The 17,632-nt window shown below is 56.4% G+C and carries 17 protein-coding genes; 14 read left to right on the top strand and 3 right to left on the bottom strand.

The genetic code is table 11. The features are described 5' to 3' along the window. Window positions 1–170: 170 nt before the first annotated feature. The 3 genes from rpoH (at window position 171) to FFI95_RS02310 (ending at window position 3,346) form a co-directional block, all read left to right on the top strand. On the top strand, window positions 171–1,031 hold the full coding sequence (rpoH, locus tag FFI95_RS02320) for an RNA polymerase sigma factor RpoH (protein ID WP_144820745.1): 861 nt from the start codon (window positions 171–173) through the stop codon (window positions 1,029–1,031). A gap of 175 nt (window positions 1,032–1,206) precedes the next feature. Beyond that, window positions 1,207–1,887 (top strand): winged helix-turn-helix domain-containing protein, encoded by a 681-nt coding sequence (locus FFI95_RS02315; protein ID WP_071268369.1) that lies wholly within the window; start codon window positions 1,207–1,209, stop codon window positions 1,885–1,887. Next, entirely contained in the window at window positions 1,874–3,346 is a 1,473-nt protein-coding gene (locus FFI95_RS02310; protein ID WP_144820743.1) for a HAMP domain-containing sensor histidine kinase, read from the top strand. Before FFI95_RS02315 ends, FFI95_RS02310 begins: the two co-directional genes overlap by 14 nt. Here FFI95_RS02310 and FFI95_RS02305 read toward each other — a convergent pair. Further along, window positions 3,311–3,595, bottom strand: coding sequence for a hypothetical protein (locus FFI95_RS02305; RefSeq protein WP_144820742.1), 285 nt, complete (start codon window positions 3,593–3,595; stop codon window positions 3,311–3,313). The genes FFI95_RS02310 and FFI95_RS02305 overlap by 36 nt on opposite strands. A gap of 282 nt (window positions 3,596–3,877) precedes the next feature. Continuing rightward, on the bottom strand, window positions 3,878–4,351 hold the full coding sequence (greB, locus tag FFI95_RS02300; RefSeq protein WP_144820740.1) for a transcription elongation factor GreB: 474 nt from the start codon (window positions 4,349–4,351) through the stop codon (window positions 3,878–3,880). Window positions 4,352–4,502: 151 nt separating this feature from the next. On the opposite strand from greB, the gene FFI95_RS02295 reads away from it, so the two are divergent. Beyond that, window positions 4,503–4,964 carry a hypothetical protein gene (locus tag FFI95_RS02295; protein ID WP_306821719.1) on the top strand — a complete coding sequence of 154 codons (462 nt, stop codon included), beginning with the start codon at window positions 4,503–4,505 and terminating at the stop codon, window positions 4,962–4,964. 52 nt (window positions 4,965–5,016) lie between these two features. On the opposite strand, the gene FFI95_RS02290 is transcribed toward FFI95_RS02295, so the two are convergent. Continuing rightward, window positions 5,017–5,277: an acyl-CoA-binding protein gene (locus tag FFI95_RS02290; RefSeq protein WP_144820739.1), complete on the bottom strand. Its 261-nt coding sequence runs from the start codon at window positions 5,275–5,277 to the stop codon at window positions 5,017–5,019. Between the two features lie 303 nt (window positions 5,278–5,580). On the opposite strand from FFI95_RS02290, the gene tssB reads away from it, so the two are divergent. From tssB to tssH, 10 genes are all read left to right on the top strand, one after another. After that, a complete protein-coding gene (gene tssB, locus FFI95_RS02285; protein WP_144820738.1) occupies window positions 5,581–6,075 on the top strand; it encodes a type VI secretion system contractile sheath small subunit in 495 nt (164 codons plus the stop codon). A 65-nt stretch (window positions 6,076–6,140) separates the two neighbouring features. Further along, on the top strand, window positions 6,141–7,622 hold the full coding sequence (gene tssC, locus FFI95_RS02280; protein ID WP_144820736.1) for a type VI secretion system contractile sheath large subunit: 1,482 nt from the start codon (window positions 6,141–6,143) through the stop codon (window positions 7,620–7,622). 3 nt (window positions 7,623–7,625) lie between these two features. After that, window positions 7,626–8,054: a type VI secretion system baseplate subunit TssE gene (gene tssE, locus FFI95_RS02275; RefSeq protein WP_144820735.1), complete on the top strand. Its 429-nt coding sequence runs from the start codon at window positions 7,626–7,628 to the stop codon at window positions 8,052–8,054. Between the two features lie 47 nt (window positions 8,055–8,101). Beyond that, the gene (gene tssF / locus FFI95_RS02270; protein ID WP_144820733.1) at window positions 8,102–9,874 is read left to right on the top strand and encodes a type VI secretion system baseplate subunit TssF; all 1,773 of its coding nucleotides are present in this window, start codon (window positions 8,102–8,104) and stop codon (window positions 9,872–9,874) included. Beyond that, window positions 9,838–10,854, top strand: a complete 1,017-nt coding sequence (gene tssG, locus FFI95_RS02265) for a type VI secretion system baseplate subunit TssG (RefSeq protein ID WP_144820731.1) — start codon at window positions 9,838–9,840, stop codon at window positions 10,852–10,854. Before tssF ends, tssG begins: the two co-directional genes overlap by 37 nt. A 19-nt stretch (window positions 10,855–10,873) precedes the next feature. Then, a complete protein-coding gene (gene tagH / locus FFI95_RS02260) occupies window positions 10,874–12,220 on the top strand; it encodes a type VI secretion system-associated FHA domain protein TagH (protein WP_144820730.1) in 1,347 nt (448 codons plus the stop codon). Next, window positions 12,217–12,762 (top strand): type VI secretion system lipoprotein TssJ, encoded by a 546-nt coding sequence (gene tssJ / locus FFI95_RS02255; RefSeq protein WP_144820729.1) that lies wholly within the window; start codon window positions 12,217–12,219, stop codon window positions 12,760–12,762. The genes tagH and tssJ overlap by 4 nt, the downstream gene beginning before the upstream one ends. Continuing rightward, on the top strand, window positions 12,762–14,096 hold the full coding sequence (gene tssK / locus FFI95_RS02250) for a type VI secretion system baseplate subunit TssK (RefSeq protein ID WP_144820727.1): 1,335 nt from the start codon (window positions 12,762–12,764) through the stop codon (window positions 14,094–14,096). Before tssJ ends, tssK begins: the two co-directional genes overlap by 1 nt. Before the next feature lie 3 nt (window positions 14,097–14,099). Further along, entirely contained in the window at window positions 14,100–14,873 is a 774-nt protein-coding gene (gene icmH / locus FFI95_RS02245; protein WP_144820726.1) for a type IVB secretion system protein IcmH/DotU, read from the top strand. 10 nt (window positions 14,874–14,883) lie between these two features. Next, window positions 14,884–17,562 (top strand): type VI secretion system ATPase TssH, encoded by a 2,679-nt coding sequence (gene tssH / locus FFI95_RS02240; RefSeq protein WP_186311950.1) that lies wholly within the window; start codon window positions 14,884–14,886, stop codon window positions 17,560–17,562. Window positions 17,563–17,632: the final 70 nt, after the last annotated feature.

Raw genomic sequence — 17,632 nt, 5'->3', positions numbered from 1 at the left:
ATTGAAGCATTGAGCTGCTTCAGGATAGGTTGGAGACAGAAAAGTCAGAGTGGGTTTCCTGTTGTGTTGTTTCAGCGCGTTTTCTCAGGAAATTCAGGAACTTTCAGGGTATCTGGCGGTCTAATTATTATTCGCCGTATTATACGACCGTCAGGTTCGGAGGTTATAGCATGGGTACGAGCTTACAGCTCATCGAAAGAATGGTTCCGGGTGCCAACCTAGAGGCTTACATACAAGCCGCCAGTCGCATTCCGGTACTGACCGTGGAAGAAGAGAAAGAACTGGCACACCGTCTTCATTATGATGAAGATGTGGAGGCAGCCCGTACGATGGTGCTGTCCCACTTGCGGTTTGTTATTCACATAGCCCGCAGCTATTCCGGCTATGGGCTGGCTCAGGCTGACCTGATTCAGGAAGGTAACGTTGGCCTGATGAAGGCGGTCAAGCGCTTTAATCCAGAGTACGGTGTACGGCTGGTGTCGTTTGCAGTGCATTGGATCAAGGCCGAAATCCACGAGTTTATCCTGCGTAACTGGCGCATTGTGAAAGTGGCAACCACAAAGTCTCAGCGCAAGCTGTTCTTCAACTTGCGAAGCCAGAAGAAAAAGCTGGCGTGGCTGAACCACGACGAACTTAATGCAGTCGCAGAAGACCTGGGTGTAGAGCCGCGGGTTGTGCGGGAAATGGAAGGCCGTCTGGCGTCCCATGATGCGGCGTTTGATGGCCCGATGGATGATGACGACGACACCGCTTACAAGTCGCCTGCTTATTATCTGGAAGACCGTCGCAGTGATCCCGCGGTTCAGCTTGAAAATGCAGACTGGACAGAGGATTCCAACGGACGCCTGATGCAGGCGCTGGGTATGCTTGATGAACGCAGCCAGGACATCCTGCGAGCGCGTTGGTTGTCTGAAAGCAAAGCAACACTGCATCAGCTGGCGGATAAGTACGGCGTATCGGCTGAGCGAATTCGTCAGCTTGAAAAAAACGCAATGAAAAAGATCCGTCTCCAGATGGCAGAGGCCGCCTGATATCCGGGGTCCGGAGTGAGTCTGGTTGAAACGCCACCCACCGCATAGGTGGGTGGCGTTTTTGTTATGGGCGACCGTCGCTGTTTGCGACACCCTCTTACAAGATCGTAACTGGCCGCTGTCCCAAGTTACTCGTACTCTGTTGTTAATGTAATTTGTCTCAGGAGGGGTTCCGGTGAAAGCGCTGGTAATCGAAGATGATCAGGACGTAGCAAACTATCTGGTAAAAGGACTGAAAGAATCGGACTTTGTTGTTGATCATGCCGCTGACGGTAAGGACGGCATGATGATGGCAGCCAGTGAAGATTATGACATCATGATTGTCGACCGCATGCTCCCGGGCATGGACGGACTGTCAATCATTAAAACGGTGCGCGCCACGGGCAACCAGGTGCCGGTACTGATCCTGAGTGCTCTCGGTGATGTTGATGATCGCGTGGAAGGCCTGCGGGGTGGCGGTGATGACTATCTGACCAAGCCTTTCTCTTTCACTGAGCTTCTGGCCCGGATTGAATCGCTGGTGCGTCGGAACCGCCAGTCAGCGGAAACTGAAACCGTACTGCGGGTTGCAGATCTGGAAATGGACCTGCTGGCCAGAACGGTTAAACGCTCTGGTCAGAACATTGATGTTCAGCCCCGGGAGTTCCGGCTACTGGAGTATCTGATGCGTAATGCCGGGCAGGTGGTCACCCGGACCATGCTGCTGGAAAAAGTCTGGGATTATCACTTTGACCCCCAGACGAACGTCATCGATGTACACATCAGCCGTCTTCGGGCCAAGATTGACAAGGAATTCGAGACGCCCCTACTGCAAACTATCCGGGGTGCAGGGTACATGTTGCGTGAAACTGCTTAGCCAGCTCAGGACATCGTCCTTTCAGCTTGCATTGCTGTACATGGTGGTGTTTGCCACCTCGGTATTCCTGTTGCTGGCGTTTATATACTGGCGCACAGCCGGTTTCATGACCGCTCAGACCGACGAGACAATTGAAGCGGAGATCGCCGGCTTAGCGGAGCAGTACCGGGGACGGGGTGTAAACGGCCTGATCACGATTATCCGTGAGCGGGTCGCCCGTGACCCCAACGCCAAAACCATTTATCTGCTCACCACTGAAGATTTTCTGAAACTGGCCGGGAATATAGAAACCTGGCCTGAGGGCAGCCGGACGGAGAGTGGCTGGATCAATTTCACTCTCAGCTCTGATGTTGGTTGGTCGGGCCCGGAACGGCTGGCCCGGGCACGTATTTTTGAGGTTCAGGGCGGACTGAGACTGCTGGTTGGTCGCGATGTTGACGAGCTGACCAGTCTTAAGCGCGTGATTGAAACGGCGATCAACTGGGGTATGGGAATCACCCTGGCCCTGGCCCTGCTTGGCGGCTTTTTGATGAGTCGCAGTACCACGCGACGCATTGAAATCATCAACAATACCTCCCGACGGATCATGAACGGGCACCTCTCCCTGCGCATTCCCACCCGCGGCACAGAGGATGATTTTGATCAGCTTGCAGAAAACCTGAACCAGATGCTGGACCGGATTGTTTACCTGATGGAAGGCATACGGCATGTGTCCGACAGCATTGCACACGATCTTCGTACCCCCCTCACGCGTCTGCGTAACCAGCTTGAAAACACCCTGATGTCTGTGGATAACGACGCTGCCCGTGAGCATGCGGGCCGGGCGGTTGCAGAAGCGGATCAGCTGCTGGCAACCTTTAACGCATTACTGCGGATTGCACGCCTGGAGACCAAGGGAAGCTCAGCTGATATGAAGCGGGTTGCCCTGGATGAGCTGGTATCGGATGCTTGTGAGCTTTATGAGGCGGTTTCGGAGGACAAGGAGCAGACGTTCGAGCAATCGCTTGCGGCAGGTGCGGTTATTGAAGGCGACCGGGATCTGTTATTTCAGATGATCAGTAACCTGATTGATAACGCCATTAAATATACCCCGGAGCAGGGCACGGTTGGGGTGGCTGTGCGTAAAGAGGGTGATGAGGTTGTTTTTGAGGTGAGAGACAGTGGTATCGGCATTCCGGATGATGAGAAAGATCAGGTATTCCAGCGCTTTTACCGGGTTGGCAAGAGCCGCTCTCTTCCTGGCAACGGGCTTGGGCTGAGCCTGGTCAGTGCTGTTGCAGAGGTACATAACGGCCGGATTATACTGAGCGACACCTACCCCGAACATCAGCCGCCAGGGCTGACAATTGCGGTACATATGCCAGCCCTGCCCCTGGTACCAAAGCGTATCAGGGCAACCCAGGCAGAGCCGGCTCAGCCAGAGTCAGCTGACACCGGGACGAAACCGGCTGACCTGTGACATTACCGGCCTGGCCAGGGCATTGGCACGGTTTTCAAATTCCCGGGTGATGCTTTCAAACCGGCAGCGATGAAGGTTGAGGCGAACCTGAAGGCTGTCCCATTCGCCTTCAAGGTGCTTCTGTTCTGTCATCAGAAAGGCGGCAATATTATGGCGATTAATCTTGCTGGTAATGCCCATCTGATCAAGGCGGTATCCCAGAGCATCAACGCCCTCGAGAGCCCTGTCCATCAGCTTTTGTGCGTTCATTCTGCTATCTCCGTTGCTGGAAGCTTCTGAAAAAAGTGGATACCCGTACGCTAGCGGTGCTCGCTAGAGTGTACAACCTAATTTTCTGCCAGCCCGGGCAGTGCACCCTACCAAACGGTAACGCCGCGGCAACGGCCCGGTAATATCCTCTGTGGATAATGGGTAGTGTAAACAGAAACAGGCATTGAACATGGCATGTTTCTCCCTCCCAGCACAGCGCTAGCCTTACCCCGTTTTTACGGGGTTTTTTTCTGTCCGGGCCTGCTCCCACAGCCTGACATGCTAAGTGTCGTAGCTGATGGCATTGATGTACCAGGTGGTCACGCCGGCTTCTGTTCGCACCTCGGCTTCGTCATCCACTTGTTTTTTCAGCAGAGCACGCGCCATCGGTGAATCGATGGAGATATAGTCCGTGCGGTCAAAGATCTCGTCGTAGCCGACAATTCTGAAGGTCAGGGTCTTGCCCGCATCATTTTCAACTTCGACCCAGGCGCCGAAGAACACCTTACCTTCCTGCTCGGGGCTGTAATCAATGACTTTGAGCCTGTCCAGGCAACGCCTCAGGTAGCGCACCCGGCGGTCAATCTCACGCAGTCGTTTTTTATTGTACTGGTAGTCGGCGTTTTCACTGCGATCCCCGAGGCTGGCTGCCCATGAAACCTTTTTAGTGGTCTCGGGACGCTCAAACCGCCAGAGTTGCTCAAGCTCATTTTGCAGGTCATTGTAGCCCTGCCGGGTAATAAGAGGTGTTCTCAAGGCTGCTCCTGTTCGTACGAAGAAATAGAGGGCATTCCAGTGATGGTGATCACAAAGTAGCCAGAATTCCGGGAAGCGCGGTTGCTTTGGCGATAAACTGATCAAAAAATAACACGCTTCGGAGTGCGTGTCCTGGACCAGGAAGGATGCCATGAATGTCTTGAATCGTCTTGCCGGATCGGCCGTATGCTCATGCCCCGTGACTTTTACTGCGCTCTTTCTGTTGTTTATGATAGCAGGAACCGCACGCTCCCAGACCAGCCCTGAAGAAAGCCGGGGGGTTGCGGTTGAGCCGCGCTCGACACCGGATACCATTTCATTTCGCGCGCTTGCTGAGGCGTCTCTTTCAGAAACGGCGATTGAAGGCGGTCTGACCGAGCCGGCGGAAGGTGTTCCGGTGCAGCCGGCGGGCAAGGATAACGTTTACCTGAACCCATTGGTGCTTGAGCCTGGTGACAGTCGCACCGACCTCGGGCGTTCGGAAATACCGGTGGAGTTCCGCTTCAGCAACCCCAAGTCGGTTCCCGGACAGACTCACAGTAACAACTATGTGATACGCCCGCCTGAAAACCGCACATATGAGACGCACAATGTGAAGATGACCGAACACTGAAGCATCGACCCATGGTGGCCCGTGCGGGGCCGCCGGGAACAGAATGCAGGGGTTACTTCAGGGCCTCGAGTTTGTCGATGTATTTCTGCATGGCCTCATCCTTTGACATGCCCTTGTATTGCTCCCAGGCGTCGTACTTGGCGCGACCTACAAAGTCCATCATACCCGGGCGCTTGCCTGATACGTCGCCCTCGGTAGCTTGTTTGAACAGGGCATAGAACTCCAGCTTCAGTTCGTTGGAGGGTTTGAAATCACCCTCCGCAGTCTGAATGTAATTGACGGCCTCATCGAATCTGGTTTTCAAATCGCTCATTTCAGTCTTCTCCTTGGTTTTTATCAGAACTCGTGACGTACTGTCGGGTTTTTTCGGAGTATAGCCATGACACTGACCGGCGTCATTGACCGATTTTCCGGTTACTGTGGCGAGTAGGTCATAAGCCTGCCTTTAATAACAGATGCGTTGGCAAAAGTTTGCCCGGGCGCACAGTTCGCGCTAAAACTGGCCAGAATTTGCTTGAGAAATCCGGTCTGCCTGTGTACAGTTCCGCCGTTGCGTGCCAGGAAGGTATGCATAAAGGATTGAACAACTGCAAATGATTTGCACAGGGAGCAAGCCATGTCGTCCAAAGACGGTTCCGTCGCGCCAAAAGAACGCATCAATATCAAGTATGTCCCCGCCACCGGAGATCAGCAGGCTGAAACTGAACTGCCGCTGAAAATGTTTGTAGTAGGCGATTTCAAGGGACATGCTGAAGAAACCCCCATCGAGGAACGTAAGGCCATTTCCGTGGACAAGAACAACTTCCGTTCTGTCATGAAAGAAGCAGATCTTACGCTATCCACCACCGTATCCAACCAGCTGGAAGAACAGGCCGAGGAATTGCCCGTCAACCTCGAGTTCCAGACTCTGGATGATTTTTCACCCGACAGCATTGCCCGTCAGGTTCCCGAGATGAAGAAGCTCATTGAGCTGCGGGAAGCGCTTGTCGCCCTCAAAGGGCCCCTGGGTAATGTGCCGTCATTCCGGTCCAAGCTACAGGAACTGCTGGATAACGACGAAGCCCGGGAAACCCTGTTGTCTGAGCTGGATCTGGCGACAGACAACGATTAAAGAAATACCACCGCCGGACGCGGTGCACACCCCTTATTATCATTCACGTACTGAAAGGATGTGGTATGTCTGATACTGCTGCGCAACAATCCGCTGCCGCCGAATCTGTCACGGAAGGCTCCCTGCTCGACCAGGTAATGGCCAACAGTCGCATGGCTCCGGCTGATGAAGGCTATGATGTGGCGCGCAAAGGCGTTGCGACGTTTATAGCTAACCTGCTCAAAAGTGAAGAGAAGGGTCAGCCGGTCAACAAGGCTCTGGTAGACCAGATGGTGGTTGAGCTGGACCGGAAAATCAGCGCCCAGATGGATGAAATTCTGCACGCACCGAAACTGCAGGAACTGGAATCCTCCTGGCGCGGCCTCAAGCTGATGGTTGATCGCACGGATTTTCGTGAAAACATCAAAGTCGATATTCTGCATGCTACCAAGAATGAGCTGCTGGAAGACTTCGAGTTTGCTCCCGACGTAACCCAGACAGGCTTCTATCAGCATATTTATTCAACGGAATACGGCCAGTTCGGCGGCGAGCCGGTGGCGGCTGTTGTGGGTAACTATGCATTCACACCATCCACCCCGGACATGAAGCTGCTGCAGTACGTATCATCTGTGGGGGCTATGGCCCATGCGCCTTTCCTGTCGTCGGTTGCGCCATCGTTTTTTGGTGTAGACAGCTACCAGGAACTGCCGGCCATCAAGGAACTGAAAGCTGTTTTTGAAGGCCCAAAATACGCCAAGTGGCGCTCCCTGCGCGAATCCGAAGACGCCCGTTACCTGGGCCTGACTTCGCCTCGATTCCTGTTGCGGGTGCCTTATGATCCCACCGAAAACCCGGTCGGCAGCTTCAATTACAAAGAAGATGTCTCCGGCGATCACGAACATTATCTGTGGGGAAACACCGCCTACCTGCTCGCCACACGCCTGACCGAAAGCTTTGCCAAATACCGCTGGTGTCCGAACATCATCGGCCCACAAAGCGGCGGTGCGGTGGAAGACCTGCCGGTGCACATGTTCGAATCCTTCGGCCAACTGGAAGCGAAGATTCCCACTGAAGTGCTGATCACCGATCGTCGTGAATACGAAATGGCCGACGAAGGCTTTATCTCCCTCACCATGCGCAAGGGCAGTGATAACGCAGCTTTCTTCTCCGCCAACTCTGTACAAAAGCCCAAGCAGTTCCCGAACACCAAGGAAGGCAAAGAAGCGGAAACCAACTACAAGTTGGGTACCCAGTTGCCGTACATGATGATCGTTAACCGCCTGGCCCATTACATCAAGGTGCTGCAGCGGGAGCAGATTGGTTCCTGGAAAGAGCGACAGGATCTTGAGCGCGAGCTGAACACCTGGATTCGTCAGTACGTGGCTGACCAGGAAAACCCGCCTGCAGAAGTGCGCAGCCGTCGTCCGTTGCGCGCCGCTCAGGTAACGGTTTCCGATGTGGAAGGCGATCCGGGCTGGTACCAGGTATCCCTGGCTGTGCGTCCGCACTTCAAATACATGGGCGCCAATTTCGAGCTGTCACTGGTAGGCCGTCTGGACAAGGATTAATCCGTGTTCAGTGGTGACGCGCAAGCTACGGCAGGCAGCCTGTTCGAACGATTAGAGCAGGCTGCCGCTCCGGACGGGCAGGGCATGGGCGAAGAAACCCATGTGGTGCGTTCCATCAAGCGCCATCTGGTAAGACTGCTCAATGCACACCCCGGCAACAGTGCCTGTGCGCCGGAACTGGGGTTGCTGGATTTTAACGACGCCACTTTGGGTACCCACGACCTGAGTATCCAGATCCGCAGTGCGATTCGGCAATGCATTGAAAAGTACGAACCCAGAGTAAAGCGGGTGGATGTGGTTGCTTTGCCTCAGGGGCCGGATCCTTTGCAGCTTCGGTTTCAGGTGACGGTCTACCTGAATGTCGGCGCAAAAGACGACAAAACAACTATAGATTTATTACTGGATGACAAACGTTACTACCGAGTGATGTAACGAAAAGTATACCGACCGGATCATACTCCCAAGGAAGCGGTAGTTGTATGAAGTTAAACCGATTTTACAGGGATGAGTTGAGCTTTCTGCGATTGCAGGGGCGAGAATTTGCTGAGGCGCACCCGCAGCTTACCCGATTCTTGTCGGAGCAAAGCACCGATCCCGATGTTGAGCGCTTGTTGGAAGGCTTTGCGTTTCTCACCGGAAAACTGCGTGAAAAAGTCGAAGACGAGTTTCCGGAGTTAACGCATTCGCTGTTGAACATGCTGTGGCCGAATTACCTGCGGCCAGTTCCCAGCTGCACCATTATGCGGTTTGATCCGCAGTTGCATTCGATCAGTGAAAGGCAGCGGGTTGAGCGTCATACCGAAATCAAGAGCAGGCCATTGGGCGACTCTACACGCCAAACACAGTGCCGGTTTCGTACCTGCCGGGCAGTGGATGTTTTTCCGATCAGTGTGGCGGATGCTCACGCTGAGCATTCACGGGAAGTGTCGTCGATGACAGTCGATTTGGCGCTGCATACAGATCAGCCACTAAGTGCCCTGGATCTTGATAGCTTACGCTTCTATCTGGGTGGGGATAACCACACGGCTGAAACGCTTTATCTTTGGCTGAACCACTATCTCACTCGCATGGAACTGGTGGTCGGGGAATCGGTGTACAGCCTGCCAACTTCGCTCCTGAAACCAGTCGGCTTCGCCAGCGACGAAGCGCTTTTGCCTTATCCCAAGAACGCCTACTCCGGTTACCGGATTTTGCAGGAATACCTGAGTTTTCCCGAAGCGTTCCGGTTTGTAGACATCACTGGACTAAAAAACCGCTTACCGGCGGTCCAGGCGGATGAGATCAGCTTACGTTTCCACTTCAGCCGGATTCTGCCGCCGGATGCGCGGGTTCGGGCGGAGAATATGCAGCTTTACTGCACCCCGGCGGTGAATCTGTTTACCCATGAGGGCGAGCCGGTGGATCTGAATGGGCGTCAGACGGAATACCGGGTTCTGGCATCCAGCCGCTCGCCGGATCATTTTGAAGTGTTCAGTGTTGAACAGGTGGAAGGCTGGCTGGAAGGTCGTTCCGGGCGCGGCGAGCGTCGGCTTTATACGGCGTTTGAAAGTTTTCAGCATGAGGTTGAGCGGGACCGTGGTCGCACGGCGCTGTATTACCGGGTTCGGGCGAAGGATAGCGTGCGCGGCGACGGGTTTGATCACTATATGTCGTTTGTTCGGGGTGACGAATCCGAGTGCATGGATCGTCAGGAAGCGATTTCATTGACGCTGACCTGCACCAACCGGCAGCTGCCCCAGCAACTGGCGGTGGGTGAGGTGTGCATGGCGACGGAAACCACGCCGGCGTTTGCCTCGTTCAGTAATATCACCCGTCCTACCGCTACCTTGAGGCCGACCCTCGATGGCAGTCTGTTGTGGACACTGATTTCCAATCTGTCGCTGAACTACCTCTCCATGCTGGATGTGGATGCTTTGCGCACCGTGCTGCGGGTGTATGACTTCCGTGCGCTGGTGGATCGCCAGGCGGAGCGGGTGTCCCAGAAGCGGCTGGCGGGGATCAGCGCCATCGAAACCAACCCGGTGGACAAGATGATCCGGGGACTGCCGGTGCGGGGCATTCGTTCGGTGATGAAGCTGGACCAGCAGGCCTTTGCCTCGGAAGGAGATTTGTACCTGTTCGGCACCGTACTCAGCCAGTTTTTTGCACTTTATGCCAGTATCAACGCATTTCACCAACTGGAAGTGGTGAATACAGACAATCAGGAACGGTATACATGGACGTTACAGCAAGGTCAGCAGCCGCTGATGTAGCCGGTCTGCAACCCGTTCTGGGCAATGCGCGGCGCTACAGTTTTTTTCAGCTGGTGGATCTGATTCATCGGCACCATGGTGACGACCTGGAAGGTGACCGGGACAGCCAGGCATGTCAGGAACGTATCCGCTTTTCCTCATCTGCAGGGCTCGGGTTTCCCGGCAGCGATGTGGTTTCTGCCTTGTCGCCGGAGCATGAGCACGGATCGTATCAGATGGAGGTGAGCTTTCTGGGCCTGCATGGTTCCCAGTCGCCGCTGCCCGGTTATTACCTTGAAGATCTGGCCTGGGAGGCCGGTCAGGATCTTGGTGTGCGGCGCCACTTTCTGGATTTTTTCAATCATCGGCTGGTCACTTTGTTTCACCGGTCATGGCGAAAATACCGCTACTACGTGCGCTTTCGTCCGGGTGCTGCGGATGGTTTTTCCGACCTTGTTTACGCACTGATAGGTCTTGGCGACAGTCGTTTGCGGGACGCCACCCCGGTTAACTGGTCAAAAATGCTGGCGTATTCGGGGCTGATGGCCGGCCGCAGCCGGTCTCCCGAGGTAGTCAGCGGCATAGTGGCCCATTGTTTCGATCTGGACGATGTCAGCATTGAGCAATGGGTTCTGCGTAAGGTGGCTATTGGCGAGGAGCAGCAAACGCGCCTTGGCCGGAATAACGCCACTCTGGGCAATGACACACTGGTGGGTTCTCAGGTTCGTGATCGTAGTGGCAAGTTCATACTGCGTATCCGCAACCTCAGTCGTCAGCGCTTTGCCGACTTCCTGCCCAATGGGCAGGATCACCAGCGCCTGGTAAAACTGGTGGAGTTCGTTACCCGGGAGCAACTGGCCTATGACCTGGAGCTGCAGATGCGAAGTCAGGATATTCGGCCGATGCAGCTGGGTGCCGAGGTGCGGCTGGGCTGGAACTCGTTTGTGACACCCGAGAAATCCAGGCTCCGGCCGGCCGTGCGGATTCAGATACGCCGTTAATATGAAAAGGAATGCAATCATGGACGAGCGGCAGCCAGCGACACTGAAACTGACGGTTACCAACCCCGGTACTGCACGCATCGGGGCCGGTGTTGAGCACAGTTTTGGTCCCCGGGGAGGCTCCATAGGTACAGCCGAAAGTGATACCTGGCAACTGTCAGCATATCGCACGGGTGCTGTGCCGGGGCATGCAGAAATACGCTTTCTTGATGGGGACTTCTGCCTGATTGATCGTAGTGGCCGCACCTACATCAACAGTGCAGCTCAGCCTGTGGGGCGTGGTCGCCGGGCCCGGCTGAAACAGGGCGATACCGTCAGTATTGGCCGATATCGCATCCGGGCCGAGCTGATGGCAGACGAGCGTTCAGCTCGGACGGAAGGACAGGAGCCACAGTATCCGGCGGCCGAAGAAGACAGAAAACTTGTGGATGCGGAAGAAAGCGAGCTGGCGCGGGCGGCAGCCAGCGACGACCATTTACAGATCACTGAACCACTTGAAGGGCTGGCAGCGGCGGAAGCAGAAACCATCAGCGCGGACCCAATGATGCCCTGGCAGGAGCAACCGGCCCGCGTCGATGAAGAAGAGTGTGCGTTGATGGCGAGCGAACAAGCCTGGTTTGCGGCGGAAACCAGGGTAACAAATGAGTACCGGGAAAATCGCGACGTGGCCATGGGCCTCCCGGTGCAACAAGGAGAGACCGACAGGATGTCACACACCCGTACACAGGCGCCGGGCACTGACGAACACCACGCTCCGCGGCATGATCAGAGCCGTAAACATGTCAGCGCGACCCCGCTGATGCAGGGTATGGAGGCCAGGCTCAGCTTTGCCGACAGCGACGGTATGCAGTTGTTTCTGGAAGAAACCGGGCAAACCCTGAAAGCGACAATTGAAGGCTTGCTGGCGCTGCACCAGGGCGAAGACAGCCGGCATCAGGCTTTGCGTACACGGCTGCAGCCCATTGAAGACAACCCCTTGCGACTTGGGGGCGATTACGAGGAAACCGTACAGACCCTCTTCGCCAGCCAGCGCAGCCCGGTGCATTTGTCGGCGCCCGCCGCTGTGCAGGAAAGCCTGCAGAGCCTGAACCATCACCAGCAGGCCACGAGCGCGGCCATCAGTGAAGCACTGGATGCCATTCTTCACGCATTTTCACCGGAAGCTTTGCTGCGCCGGTTTCATGGTTACCGTCGTGGCCTGCAGCCGGATGAAGATGAAGGCCGTTGGGCCTGGGAGATGTACCGGCATTATTACCGGGAACTGAAATCGAGTCGTCAGCAGGGTTTCGAGCGCCTGTTTCAGGAAGTGTTTGATCAGGCTTACGACCAGCATCTGCGTCAACTACAAAGGGAGAACCTGTTGTGAACACCTGCAAATGGAATTTGCTGACAATGACAGTCGCGATGATGTTTGTACTGGCGGGCTGCAGCACGCCTTATAACGCCGTGACCAAAACCGCAAAAGTATTGTGGGACCCGGATATTCCGGTGGGTTACCCGGAAGATCTTCCCAGTCAGGTGGATCTGACCATGATTGCAGAGCCTGGGGTAAACCCGAACGAATCCCTGGCGCCCACACCCATTGCGTTTCAGATTATTGAGATGCGGGACAGCTCCCTGTTGATGGCCGGTGATTTTGATCAGCTGCTGAACAACCTGGAAGACGCCCTTGGACGGAACTACATCGACCATAGCGATTACACCCTGGTGCCCGGGCAGTTCAAGTTTGTGGAGCCGTTCGAGATCAGTAAAGACACCCGGTTTGTGGGCGTGATTGCATTCTACGCCTATCCAAACCTGTCCCAGTGGAAAAAAGTGGTCAAGGTAGACCCGGTGGGCGGTCGTTACCATCTTCTGGTGAACCTGCGGGACAGGGAAGTGCAACTCAAACGGTCGGAAGAAAGCTGATGGCAGTTACAAATCGAGTCGTCTGGAGTGATGGTCTGTTTATCAAACCCCAGCACTTCCAGCAGCAGCAACGGTATCTGGAACACCAGATCAACGAGCGGTCTCTGGCGGTTTCGGATTACCTCTACGGGTTCAGCGATCTGGAACTGAACGCGGAATACCTGAGCTTCGGGCGTGTGGGCCTGGTACGGGCCAGTGGCCTGTTCCCTGATGGCACCCGCTTCAACCTGCCCCAGGATGATGTGATGCCAGAGCCTCTGGAGATTACCGATGCGTCTGTGGCGAATCAGGTTGTGTACCTGGCCCTGCCTCTTGGCAGTGACAGTCTTGCGGAAGTGGAATGGCCGGAGACATCGGTAGCCGGACGGTTCCGCGCCGAGAGCACAGAAATCCGGGATCTGCACTCTATCGATGGCGACGCCCACACCATCGACGTGGCCCGGGTAGCGCCGCGACTGATGCTGGAACAGGAGGACCGCAGTGCCTACGCGGCGCTGGCCATTGGTCGCATCCTGGAAAAACGGCCCGATGGCAGTCTGGTGATGGATCCGAATTTCATACCGACCATGCTCAGTGTCCGGTCAGCACCCAGATTGCAGCGTTTTGTAGGTGAAATGGCGGGCCTTATGCGCGAGCGTGCACTCAATATTGCAGAACGTGTGGGTGCGCCCGGGCAGGGTGGCGTCGCCGATGTCGCCGATTTCATGCTGTTGCAGATGCTGAACCGGGCCCATCCGAGGTTCATGCACCTGGCCCGTCTGCGTCAGTTGCACCCGGAACGGTTATTTGAAGCGTTGCTGGAATTGTGTGGTGAGCTGGTGACCTTTACCGACGAGGGCCGGCTGCCCACGGAGTACCCGGCCTACGACCATGACCTGCCTGGGGACTGCTTTGCGCCCTTAATGCAGGTATTGCGGCAATCCCTGAGCACAGTGCTGGAGCCTCGCGCTCTGGCCATACAGCTGCAGCAGCGTCAGTACGGTTTGACGGTCGCACCGGTTCAGGACGGCCAGCTGATTCAGGGGGCCGAGTTTATTCTGGCGGTCAAGGCCGACATGCCCCTGGACGACCTGCGCAAGCAGTTCATTCAGCAGTGCAAAGTGGCCTCGGTGGAAAAGATCCGCGACCTCATCAGCTTGCAGTTGCCGGGTATACCACTGTCTGCACTGCCGGTGGCACCGCGCCAGTTGCCGTATCACGCCGGGTTTGTGTACTTCCGGCTGGACGATCAGAGCCAGGCCTGGCAGATGCTGGATAATGCCAGCGGTTTTGCTTTCCACGTGGCGGGCAGTTTCCCGGGGCTGGAAATGCAGTTCTGGGCAATCAGGAGTTAAATCATGGCATTCAGTGACCTGTTGTTTGCGGAGGGTCAGTCGCAAGATGGCGCATTGGGTAGTGATTTTAACAACAGTCAGTTTCAACTCAGGGGCCTGGAAGACAACCGCCTCACCGATGCGGCTACCCCTTTGTTGGGGCTGGTTATCCGCATTCGCCGGCTGGCGGATTATCAGGCTGTCGAAAATCTTTATCAGCAGGTAGTCGATGACGTGGCCACCATCGACGGGGAGCTGATTGAGCAGGGTTATGAACGTGCGACATTGGTGGCCTATCGCTACGTGCTGTGCGCCTTTATTGACGAGGCAGTGCTGGGCACAGAGTGGGGTGCCCACAGCGTCTGGTCGCAGCATTCATTATTATCGCGCTTTCACAACGAAACCTGGGGTGGCGAGAAGGTGTTCGCCATACTCGCGCGTATGGAGCAGGAGCCGGCGCGCTACAGGGATATGCTCGGGTTTATTTATTTGTGCCTGTGCCTGGGTTTTGAAGGCCGATACAAAGTGATGGAAAACGGCCGTGATGAGTACGATCAGATTCTGCGCGGGCTTCATGAACAGCTTCAGTCGCTTAAAGAAGACGCAGACCCTCAGCCACTGGCCGACGCCCGGATCAACGTAACACCAGCCCGAAACCGGCTGCGAACTGGCTTGCCCCTGTGGGGCATTGCCGGGCTGTTTGCAGCGGCCATGGTGGGCATATACAGCCTTTACAACACAGCGCTGGAAGAGCGCATCCGGGTTGTACTCAGCGTATTGGAACAACTACCGAAATAAGGATATCACTGTGATTCGGGTAGAACTGCCGGCGCTCATCGGGCGCCTCAACGACATTTGCCGCAATAGCCTGGAAGCTTCCGCGGCCCTGTGCATCAGCCGTCAGGGGGCAGAAATCACCCCGGCCCACCTGCTGTTCAAACTTCTGGAAACGCCGTTTTCCGACGTGCGCCAGATACTGGAACAGGCGGGTATTAACCATCAGGAATTCCAGCCCATTGTGGGCGAAAGTCTGAACGGCGAGCTGCACACTGCAGAGCCTTATCCGTCGTTCTCGCCGCTGCTGATTGACCTGCTGCAGGACGCCTGGCTGTTGGCCTCCACCGAGCTGGAGCATCGGGATCTGCGCTCCGGTGCCATCTTCCTGGCCCTGCTGATGAACGCCGATCGCTACCTCATGCCCCAGGTCAGCCAACAACTCCGGGACATCAACCGCGAACACCTGCGCCGCCAGTTCGACACTATGACTGCAGGCTCCACCGAGCGCCCGGACATGGCACAGGGCGAGGCAGGCGCGCCCCAGGCCGAAGCGGATATGGACCCGCTCAAACGCTACGCCACCGACTTCACCGCTCTGGCCCGTGGCGGAAAACTGGACCCGGTGGTGTGCCGGGATGAAGAAATCGACCAGATGATCGACATCCTCTGCCGTCGCCGCAAAAACAACCCCATTGTCGTGGGCGATGCCGGCGTGGGCAAAAGTGCCATCGTGGAAGGCCTGGCCCTGCGCACTGTGAACGGCGAAGTGCCCGAGCGCCTGCACACCGTAGAGCTCTGGACTCTCGACATGGGCGCACTGCAAGCGGGTGCCTCGGTAAAAGGCGAGTTCGAAAAGCGCTTAAAAGGCGTGATCGAAGCGGTAAAAGCCTCAGCCACCCCCATCATCCTGTTTATCGACGAAGCCCACACCCTGATCGGTGCCGGCAACAGCGAAGGCGGCTCCGACGCGGCCAACCTGCTCAAACCCGCCCTGGCCCGTGGCGAACTGCGCACCATCGCAGCCACCACCTGGCGCGAGTACAAAAAATACTTCGAAAAAGACCCGGCCCTCAGTCGTCGCTTTCAACCGGTCGCCCTGGATGAGCCCAGCCCGGCACAGGCGGTACACATTCTCCGCGGCCTGCGCACCGTTTATGAAAACGCCCATCAGGTCCTCATTGCCGACAGCGCCCTGAAAGCCGCCTCCGAAATGTCCGCCCGCTACCTGGCAGGCCGACAGCTCCCGGACAAAGCCATCGACGTACTGGACACCGCCTGCGCCCGGGTCAGCCTCAACCTGAGCACGCCACCGCGCCAGCTCAGCCACGTGCGCAGCGAGTTGCACCAGCTCTCCATGGAGCAGGAACTGCTGAACCGGGAACACACCCTCGGCCAGAGCGTCGATACAGACCGGGAAGCCGAACTGGAACAGCGCATCGCCGAACTGAACGAACAGGCCGCCGAACTGGAAGAGCGTTGGAACGCCCAGCGTGAACTGGTCGCTCGCCTTGTAGAAATCCGTGAACAACTACTCAGTCCAGCGGATGTTCAGGAAGCCATTGCACAAGACGAAGCTGATACCGAATCTGGCACCCAAGCCAGCACCCAGGCCCAGCCAGAACAGCCCGGCCCGGAAGAACACCCCAGCCTGCAAAGCGAAGCCGCTGCCCTGGAACAGGAACTGGCCGAGCTGCAAGCCGATGAACCCCTGGTACACGCCCGGGTAGACGCCCGCCAGATTGCCGAAGTCATCGCCGACTGGACCGGCATCCCCGTCAACAGCATGACCACCGACGAACTGGAAAAGATCACCCACTTGCCGGCGTACCTGCAAGCCCACATCAAAGGCCAGGACACCGCCATCGACTGCCTGCACCAGCACCTGCTCACTGCCCGCGCCGACCTCCGCCGCCCCGGCCGACCCATGGGCGCTTTTTTGCTGGTCGGCCCCAGCGGCGTAGGCAAAACCGAAACCGTGGTCCAACTGGCCGAACTGCTCTATGGCGGCCGCCAGTTCCTCACCACCATCAACATGTCCGAATACCAGGAGAAACACACCGTCTCCCGCCTGATCGGCTCACCCCCGGGCTACGTTGGCTATGGCGAAGGCGGCATCCTCACCGAAGCCATCCGTCAGAAGCCGTATTCCGTGGTACTGCTGGACGAAGTCGAAAAAGCCCACCCGGAAGTCCTCAACCTGTTCTACCAGGCCTTCGACAAAGGCGAACTGGCAGACGGCGAAGGCCGGTTGATCGACTGCAAAAACGTCGTCTTCTTCCTCACCTCCAACCTCGGCTACCAGACCATCGTCAGCCACGCCGAGGAACCGGAGAAAATCGAAGAAGCCCTGTACCCGGAACTGGCCGACTTCTTCAAACCCGCGTTGCTGGCAAGAATGGAAGTGGTGCCCTACCTGCCACTGGGCGAAGACACCCTCAACCGCATCGTTGGCGACAAACTGCAACGCCTGGCCCGGCAAATCGGCGACCGTTACCACACAGAAGTAGTGATGGAAGAAGGCCTGGTAGACGCCATAAGAAGTCGCGCCACAAGAAGCGAAAACGGCGCACGTATGCTGGAATCGATCATTGAAGGTGAGTTGTTGCCGCCGATCTCACTGGTGTTGCTGGAGAAACTCGCTGCAAAAGAGCCGGTAACCAAGGTCACACTTGCTGTCGAGGACAATAAATTCACTGGAACAGTGGCTTAGCGCTGAGGCTCCCAGAGTCGTAGCGCACCACGGGGTTGAGCTTTCCAAAACCCTGCGGAGCCATGGATGG

Source organism: Marinobacter piscis, from assembly GCF_007671655.1.
In the GTDB taxonomy this organism is placed as follows: domain Bacteria; phylum Pseudomonadota; class Gammaproteobacteria; order Pseudomonadales; family Oleiphilaceae; genus Marinobacter; species Marinobacter piscensis.
Note: the sequence above shows the minus strand (reverse complement) of the source record. Positions and strands in the feature narration are given on the sequence as shown.